This is a genomic window from Sphingopyxis sp. RIFCSPHIGHO2_12_FULL_65_19 (genome assembly GCF_001830555.1).
Taxonomy (GTDB): domain Bacteria; phylum Pseudomonadota; class Alphaproteobacteria; order Sphingomonadales; family Sphingomonadaceae; genus Sphingopyxis.
In genome coordinates, this window is record NZ_MIAM01000031.1 from 1 (window position 1) to 6290 (window position 6290).

Consider the following 6290-nt stretch of genomic DNA (forward strand, 5'->3'; position numbering starts at 1 on the left):
GACCGGCTCGTTGTTGACGAGGATGCTCATCTTGACGAGGTCGCCGGCGCGGTGGCCGATCTGGTGATAGTCGAAAGAGGCATAACCGCGGCTGATGCTTTTCAGCCGGTCATAGAAGTCGAACACGACTTCGTTGAGCGGCAGTTCATAGGTGATCTGGGCGCGGCCGCCGACATAGGTGAGGTTCTTCTGAACCCCGCGGCGGTCCTGGCACAGCTTCAGGATGGGCCCAAGATAATCGTCGGGGACGTAGATCACCGCCTCGATCCACGGTTCCTGGATTTCGTCGATGCGGTTGGGGTCGGGCATGTCGGCGGGGTTGTGAAGCTCGATCTCCTTCGCCGCCTCATTCTTCGTGTGGCCCAGCTTCAGCTTGTACACCACCGACGGCGCGGTGGTGATGAGGTCGAGGTCATATTCGCGGGTCAGCCGTTCCTGGATGATCTCAAGGTGGAGGAGCCCCAGGAAACCGCAGCGGAAGCCAAAGCCGAGCGCCGCGCTGCTTTCCATCTCGAACGAAAAGCTCGCGTCGTTGAGGCGGAGCTTCTGGATGCTTTCGCGCAATTTTTCAAAGTCGTTGGCGTCGGTCGGGAACAGGCCGCAAAAGACGACCGGCTGGACTTCCTTGAACCCCGGCAGCGGTGCCGCGGCGGGTTTCTTGGCGTCGGTCACCGTGTCGCCGACGCGCGCCTGCGCGACGTCCTTGATCTGTGCGGTGATGAAGCCGATCTCGCCCGCGCCAATCTCGGTCAGTTCCTCGCGCTTGGGCGTGAAACAGCCGACGCGGTCGATCAGGTGGGTGGTGCCCGCCTGCATGAACTTGATCTGCTGGCCCTTTTTCAGCACCCCATCGACGACACGGACCAAAATCACGACCCCCAGATAGGGGTCGTACCAGCTGTCGACGAGCATCGCGAGCAAGGGCGCCGCGGCATCGCCCTTCGGCGGCGGGATCTTCGTCACGATCGCCTCCAGGCATTCCTCGATGCCGATCCCCGATTTGGCGCTGGCGAGCACCGCGTCGTCGGCGGGCAGGCCGATGATATCCTCGATCTCGGCCTTCACCTTGTCGACGTCGGCGGCGGGCAGGTCGATCTTGTTGATCACCGGCACGATTTCATGGTCGTGCTCGATCGACTGATAGACGTTCGCCAGCGTCTGCGCCTCCACCCCCTGCGCCGCGTCGACGACGAGCAAAGCGCCCTCGCACGCCGCGAGCGACCGCGACACTTCATAGGCGAAGTCGACGTGGCCGGGCGTGTCCATCAGGTTCAGCTCATAGGTTTCGCTGTCCTTCGCGGTATATTTCAGGCGCACCGTCTGCGCCTTGATCGTGATCCCGCGTTCCTTTTCAATGTCCATATTGTCGAGCACCTGCGCCGACATTTCGCGCGCGGTCAGCCCGCCGGTGAACTGGATCAGCCGGTCGGCAAGCGTCGACTTGCCATGGTCGATATGCGCGATGATCGAAAAATTGCGGATGTGGGACATGGGCGTGGTCATGCGGGGCGCCCTAGCAGGGGTTTGCCGCGCTGTCAGCAAGGGTCTTAAAGCCGCACAAGCCCCCCTGTGCGCGGGCCGGGATATGTCCCCTTCGACCAGCTCAGGACAAGCTTTGTGGCTTTAGCGCGAACGCGTCTTCACCCGCGCCGCGGCGACCGACCGCAGCGGGCGGCGCGGCGTCGATCCAAAGTTCAGGGAAAGTCAGCCCTGCGAAACAATTTTCATGCGCGCGAGCATGGCGCGAAGGGTCGCACCCGCGGGCAACGGACGAGGACGGCGGAGCGGACAAATCAAAGAGCCAGACCGCGAGGCTGGCATGGCGGGATAATGTAGGAAAGCGGTTTTTTGGGTGGTGATGTGGAGGACGCGGAAAAAGACTGTTAAACCGAGGCTAGGAAGGGTCGAACGATCTCTGTGGGGGATGAAGGCCTTCCATAATCCGTGTACATTCTAGAGTGATGGATAACCGCTCGAAAGACAGCCGAAGCCAGTTGATGGCGAGAGTGCGCTCAAAAAACACCAAGCCCGAGATCGCGGTGCGGTCCTTGCTCCATCGCCTAGGCTACCGATTTCGCCTGCACCGCAAAGAATTGCCGGGTAAGCCCGACATCGTTTTCAAGCGGCGTCGTAAGGCTATTTTTGTTCACGGCTGCTTTTGGCACGGTCACGGCTGTCGGATCGGCAAGCTCCCAAAATCCAATCTGGGTTTCTGGCACGAGAAGATCGAGCGAAATAGAAAACGCGACGCTGAGAAACGATCCGAATTGGAGCAGCTTGGATGGTCCGTCGAGGAAGTGTGGCAATGTGAAATCAAGGACAATCAGGCGCTTAAAGATCGGCTGAAGAATTTTCTTGGGCCAACAAAACCGATCGACATTCCCTAAATGTTCTGCTACTTCTACCGCCTGAGATTCGAAGGGAGTTTGAAATGAGGCCTATCGGGATCGACCTTTTCGCCGGTGCTGGCGGGATGAGCCTTGGCTTTGAACAAGCCGGTTTCGATATCGTTGCGGCGGTGGAGATCGACCCCGTCCATTGCGCTGTCCATAAATTCAACTTCCCGCATTGTGCTGTTATGCCGCGCTCGGTGGTCGATCTGACTGGAAGCGAAATTCGCGTTGCTGCGGGGATAGGCAAACGAAAGGTCGATGTGGTATTTGGCGGTGCGCCTTGCCAAGGATTCTCCATGATCGGGCAGCGAGCGCTCGACGATCCCCGCAACGCTCTTGTGCGTGACTTCTTGCGGATCGTGGCAGAACTCGACGCGACCTATTTCGTGTTCGAGAATGTTAAGGGGTTAACGCTCGGCCGGCATCGTCAGTTTTTGGACGAAATTGTCGCCACGGCAGATGAACTCGGCTACGATGTGCTCTCGCCTTGGCGGGTGCTGGATGCGGCTCATTTCGGCGTTCCTCAACACCGCGAACGCTTATTCCTGTACGGAGCAAAACGATCGAAGACGCTCCCGAGTTATCCTCACCAAACGACTAGGGCAGCCGATGGCCGCGGCAAGGCCTCCGCGGCACTCCCTATCGGGCCGAACGCATTCGAAGCGTTATCGGATATTCCCGATGCAGATTTATTTGAGGCGCTGTCTCACACCGACGAAGTCCGGCCAGATACTTGGGGTGATCCGAGCGTGTACGCCAGCGAGTTCCGCTGCTTGACCAACGACGCGTGGCATTATGGCTATGTTCGACAATGGGATCCTTCCCTGCTCACGTCGAGCGCTAGGACCGAGCATACTGATATTTCGCGGCGGCGCTTTTCGGCGACAACAGCTGGCGATACCGAGCCCGTCTCGCGGTTTTACAAGCTCTCCCCGAATGGATTAAGCAATACGTTGCGCGCCGGAACCGACGGTGCGCGAGGAGCTTTCACTAGCCCTCGCCCTATCCATTATGAACATCCGCGCTGCGTAACCGTCCGCGAAATGGCGCGGCTACATGGCTATCCCGACTGGTTTCGTTTTAACGAAACTAAATGGCATGGCGCGCGGCAGATCGGAAATTCGGTTCCCCCTCCATTGGCTCGCGCGGTTGCAGCACAGGTACTGGCATCCATGAGTGTGGTGCCGAAGCGGCCTTTCGAAACGCTCGACCTCGGCGACACTGCCTTGTTGCGGATGAATCTGTCCCAAGCCGCAGATCATTTTGGAGTGACCGCGATGCCGTCGAAGCGCGACCGTAAAAGCGGCGCTACCAAGCGAAAGCAGGCAGAAATAGAGGCAATGAGCCACATTGAAAAACGGTCACTCTATGCCTGAGCCGCGCGCGCAAAATCGTTATCAGGCATTGATCGAAGGAATATTCTTCGACCACTGGCAAAAAGGTACGACATCTTTCGAGTTCGCACGACCTGAAATCGAAGCCAAGGCCGCCGCGCTGAACATCGAATTGCCACGCAATGTTGGGGACGTCGTCTATGCAATCCGTTATCGGACCGCATTGCCACAAAGCGTTCTCGATACTCAGTCCGATGGAAGAGAATGGATTATCGAGGGGGCTGGCCGGTCTCGATATCGTTTCCGGCTGGTCACAGCGACGCGAATTGTTCCGCGCGACGATCTAATCGTTGTCACCATACCCGATGCAACGCCGGAGTTGATCCGGGCTTACGCGCTCGATGACGAGCAAGCTCTACTTGCTATAGTTCGCTACAATAGGCTCATCGATACATTTCTCGGCATCACGACTTATAGCTTGCAGAATCATTTGCGTACGACGGTTGACGGCATCGGTCAGATCGAAATCGACGAACTATATATCGGTCTTGATCGAAACGGGTGCCACTACGCCATCCCCGTGCAGGCAAAGGGCGGCAACGATCAAATTGGAGTCGTGCAAACAACCCAAGATATTCGTTTTGTCGAACAACGATTTTCGGGCATGAGATGCCGAGCGATTTCCGTTCAATTTATGGCGGGAGGCATTGTCGCGATGTTTGAACTTACGCTCCAAGACGACGAACTGCGTGTTGTCGAGGAGCGACACTACAAACTGGTCCCCGCCGAACAGTTGGATGAGAATGCTGTTCGAAATTATCGGACGAAATAGAGACTGATTTTTGCGGCTAGCGACATCGCCCGGTCGCCCTATTACGCGCCGACGCGCGGACACGCGAGTCTCCGTCTAAATCGCCAGCCACCGCCTACAATCATCCCGCACCCGCGCGTCGCTATCCCGCATGCCCCGCTCCAGCACCGCAACCCTCGCTTCGCCCTCCTCCACCGCCGCCAGCGCGGCGATGGCGTTGGCGCGGACGCGGGGGACGGGGTGGGCCTTCGCGAAATGCTCGGCCACGTCCCGGCCGTTCTCGGTCAGGTGCACCGCGCAGCGGAGCAGCATTTCGCTGCTGGTGAGCGTCGGGCGCTTCGCGATCGTGCCGCGCCCGTCCGTTTCCTGGCCGAGATCGACGATATATTGGTCGCGCCAGGGGACATGGTCGCCCTCGTCCATGATGTTGAGGCTGACCGACAGGCTGGCGGGCGGCAACTGGCTGTGGATGTCGCGGTGGGCGCGGTAGAGCATCATCTGGCCCTCGCCCAGCTGGCTGCGCCCGGCGAATTTCAGGTTCAGCGGTTCGCCGACGCGGCCGTCGACCCGGTCGGCGTCATAGTCATAATAATCGCTGACATAGCCGGGGCCGAAATAGCCGGTGGTGAGGAAATGGAAATTATGGTCGTGCGGGACGCCGTAGGAAAAAGCCGCGGGGCCGCTGGCGGCATAGGCGGCGTCGCGCGCCGACGGCCACAGGTTGGCGCGGAGGTAAAAGCCGCGCGCGCCGCGGTGGAGGAGGAACACCTGCGCCGAATAGCGGTTGAGCGAAAGCTGGTCGGCGTAGCTTGCCTTGAGCGCCGCGAGGACGCTGTCGGCGAGGAAGTCGCGGTTGCGGGCAAGCCCGGCGAGGAGCGGGGTGCAGCGCGCGATACTGTCCTCGTCGGCCAGGTCGACGCCGCTTTCGTCGAGGCGCGCCGCGACTTCGGCAAGGTCGAGCGCGGCGCCCGCGGGCGGGTCGATCAGGCGCGGCATGACAGGCGGCCGGGCGCGCGCGGCGCATCCGAAGGCGGCGACAGCAGCGCGTGCGTCGCGGCGGCGGCGCGGCGCACCTCCGGATGCGGATCGGCGGCGGCCATCGCGGCGAGCAACGGACGCGCGGCGGCGGCGTCGAGCGCGGCGAGTTCGCGCATCGCATTCCAGCGCGCGGCGAAATCCTCGCTCGCCGCCTCGGCCGCGAACAGCGGCGCGGCATCGGCGCGGCCGAACTCGCGCAGTAGCGCGAGCGCCATCGCGCGAAAGCTGCTGTCGCGGCGCGACGCACTGACCCGCGCCAGGCGGCCGCTGGCGATGTCATAGGCGCGGATCGGGAGGCGCGACGGCGGCTGGACGGCGAGTTCGAGGAGCAGCACGTCGCCGCTGGACGCCCCGCCGCCAGCACGGCCAGCCCCGCCAGCGCCAAGCGTGAAGCTTTGCCGGGCGGTGTCGAGGATCAGCGTTTCGCCCGTGCGCAGCGAGCGCGGCGCGCGGGGGCGGCACGATGCGGCGGCGCTCGCGGTAAAGGCGCCGTCTTCTTCGGCCCGGGTGACCGCGACATCGTGCAGCGTGATCGACGCACCGCCGTCGGCAAGGATGTGCAGCGCGGCGCGGCCGGGAACGAAGATGGCGGTGGCGGGCGCGGGCGTTTTTGCGGGGTCCGGGCGAAGCTGGAGCGACAGGCGGATCGCGCCGCGGTCGGCGAGCACCAGTCCGCCCGCGCCGCCATCGCCGCCGCCGACGAGGCGCAGCGGC

At 61.7% G+C, this 6290-nt stretch carries 6 protein-coding genes; 3 read left to right on the forward strand and 3 right to left on the reverse strand.

Translation table 11 applies throughout. The features are described 5' to 3' along the window. Positions 1-1503 (reverse strand): translation elongation factor 4 (gene lepA, locus A3E77_RS10210; RefSeq protein ID WP_293645574.1); only part of this gene is annotated, 1503 nt, incomplete at its 3' end. Between the two features lie 458 nt (positions 1504-1961). Between lepA and A3E77_RS10215 the strand changes: the two genes are divergently transcribed. Genes A3E77_RS10215 through A3E77_RS10225 form a run of 3 tightly spaced genes read left to right on the forward strand, consistent with a single transcriptional unit; the run spans position 1962 to position 4559 of the window. Further along, positions 1962-2387 carry a very short patch repair endonuclease gene (locus A3E77_RS10215; RefSeq protein WP_293645576.1) on the forward strand — a complete coding sequence of 142 codons (426 nt, stop codon included), beginning with the start codon at positions 1962-1964 and terminating at the stop codon, positions 2385-2387. Between the two features lie 44 nt (positions 2388-2431). Next, positions 2432-3769 carry a DNA cytosine methyltransferase gene (locus A3E77_RS10220; protein ID WP_293645578.1) on the forward strand — a complete coding sequence of 446 codons (1338 nt, stop codon included), beginning with the start codon at positions 2432-2434 and terminating at the stop codon, positions 3767-3769. Continuing rightward, entirely contained in the window at positions 3762-4559 is a 798-nt protein-coding gene (locus A3E77_RS10225; protein WP_293645580.1) for an endonuclease, read from the forward strand. Before A3E77_RS10220 ends, A3E77_RS10225 begins: the two co-directional genes overlap by 8 nt. 75 nt (positions 4560-4634) lie before the next feature. Here the strand turns inward: A3E77_RS10225 and A3E77_RS10230 are convergent, their stop codons facing one another. Both A3E77_RS10230 and A3E77_RS10235 read right to left on the reverse strand, forming a co-directional pair. Then, positions 4635-5534: a transposase gene (locus A3E77_RS10230; protein WP_293645582.1), complete on the reverse strand. Its 900-nt coding sequence runs from the start codon at positions 5532-5534 to the stop codon at positions 4635-4637. Further along, a partial coding sequence (locus A3E77_RS10235) for a HEAT repeat domain-containing protein (RefSeq protein ID WP_293645584.1) occupies positions 5522-6290 on the reverse strand: 769 nt, incomplete at its 5' end. The genes A3E77_RS10230 and A3E77_RS10235, both read right to left, overlap by 13 nt.

Coding starts and splice junctions, on each gene's coding strand:
- A3E77_RS10215 (WP_293645576.1), top strand. CDS start 1,962: ATGGATAACCGCTCGAAAGACAGCCGAAGCCAGTTGATGGCGAGAGTG.
- A3E77_RS10220 (WP_293645578.1), top strand. CDS start 2,432: ATGAGGCCTATCGGGATCGACCTTTTCGCCGGTGCTGGCGGGATGAGC.
- A3E77_RS10225 (WP_293645580.1), top strand. CDS start 3,762: ATGCCTGAGCCGCGCGCGCAAAATCGTTATCAGGCATTGATCGAAGGA.
- A3E77_RS10230 (WP_293645582.1), bottom strand. CDS start 5,534: ATGCCGCGCCTGATCGACCCGCCCGCGGGCGCCGCGCTCGACCTTGCC.